Genomic DNA, 1628 nt, shown 5'->3' with positions numbered 1-1628 from the left:
CTCTGCGTCGTGACCTGCGGCTGGCTTTTCTCCAGCCAGCTTTTCAACTGGGCCAGGATCGGCAGGCTCTTTTCCTGGCGACCGATATAACGCTGTTCATCGCTGGCGTCTTTGAGCTCGCGCTCGATACCGTACAGCTTGTTGATCATCGCCAGCGCGATATCCGCTCGACCCGACTTGCCCTTGGGCTGCACTTTCTGGGCCTCGATAAACTTGCGTCGCGCATGCGCCATGCAGAGCAAGCGCTCAACTCCGGGTTGGGCGCTCACCGCGTTGTAGGCCGCATAGTCGTCGGTCATCAAATAGCCACGATAGCCATCGAGCAGGCGTAACGGCACCTCCCGTCCCCGGCTGGTGGTGTAGTCAAACAACACGACTTTCCTGTCCGGCGGACCGCTGGCCTGCACCCACATCCAGGATTGGCTGGTCGGGTCACGGTCAGGTTCCTTGAGCACCTGAACGCGAGTTTCATCGCAGTGGATCACCGGGCTTTCCAGTAATCGCTCGCGCATCAGATTCAGTAGCGGCTGGAAGTGCTCACAGCACTGGATAACCCAACGGGCCAGGGTCTGGCGCGGGATATCAACACCGTGACGGCCGAGGACTTTTTCAAACCGATACAGCGGCAGGCCATCCACGTATTTGGTGGTCAGCAACATGGCCAGCACGCTGGGGCTGGCCATGCTCTTTTCAATCAATTGCGCGGGTTTGTCGGCGGTGACCGGGGCGCTTTCGCAACCTCGGCAGCCGTAGACCTTGCGAATGTGTTTGATCACGCGAATCTGCATCGGCACGATGTCCAGCTGTTCGCTGGTTTCTTCGCCGATGGTGTGTTTGCGACAACCGCAAGCACAGGTCAGTTCATGTTCGGGCAGTTCGTGGATGACTTCGATCCGTGGCAAATCAGCCGACAACGGGCGGCGCTTACCACGGCGCGGACCGGGTGCGACCACTTCCTCGTCGGGCTCAGGCGCTGTCAGTTCGACACTTTCCGGCTCATTGAACAGCGCCAGTTGTGGCGTAATCGGATCAACGGATTGCTCTGACTTGCGCCCGAAGAGACGATCACGCAACAGCTTGATCTGTTCTTTCAAGTCGCTGATGTGCTCCTTATCAACCTCACGCTCATTGAGCATCTGCGCAAGCAATTGCTTGAGTAAAACGGGGTCGTCAGGAAGGTCTTCGGGCATCGAAATCATGGTCAGGATTATACCCGACTACGCGACATATCGAGGCGTCAAAACCTGATGTGGACGGTTGCGCCAGAGGTCGAAGCCGTCGAGCAGCCAGTTCAGTTCCTGGACTGTCAGGACGATCGCCTCGTCGCCGGCATCGGGCGATGTTTTAAAGCGCTCGGACTCGAGGCGTTTGAGCCATAGGCAGAAGCCGTTGCGCTCCCAATATAATATTTTCACTCGGTTGCGTGGCTTGTTGAGGAAGACAAAAAGCACGGGGTCGAACACGGCGACTTTGATATCCAGCTCGACGAGGGCAGCGAGGCCATCGATGGACTTTCGAAAGTCCACGGGTTTGGGGTAGAGGTAGACTTTTTCTACTTTTGCATCGGGTCGCATCATGGCAGCAGGCTCCGGAAAGAATTCGGGAGCGCAGCATCGGGCATCAAATAT

At 57.3% G+C, this 1628-nt stretch carries 2 protein-coding genes; both read right to left on the bottom strand.

What is annotated here, in order from left to right; translation table 11 throughout:
* Positions 1 to 1199, bottom strand: a 1199-nt coding sequence (locus tag M5C01_RS32690; protein WP_152742434.1) for an IS66 family transposase, incomplete at its 3' end; no start/stop codon positions are given.
* 18 nt (positions 1200 to 1217) lie between these two features.
* Complete coding sequence (tnpB, locus tag M5C01_RS32685) at positions 1218 to 1574, bottom strand: IS66 family insertion sequence element accessory protein TnpB (RefSeq protein WP_080266043.1); 357 nt, start codon at positions 1572 to 1574, stop codon at positions 1218 to 1220.
* Positions 1575 to 1628 lie beyond the last annotated feature (54 nt).

Origin of the sequence: Pseudomonas sp. MWU12-2319, assembly GCF_023242525.1 — a bacterium.
GTDB lineage: Bacteria > Pseudomonadota > Gammaproteobacteria > Pseudomonadales > Pseudomonadaceae > Aquipseudomonas > Aquipseudomonas gingeri_D.
This window is presented reverse-complemented; position numbering and strand designations above follow the sequence as displayed.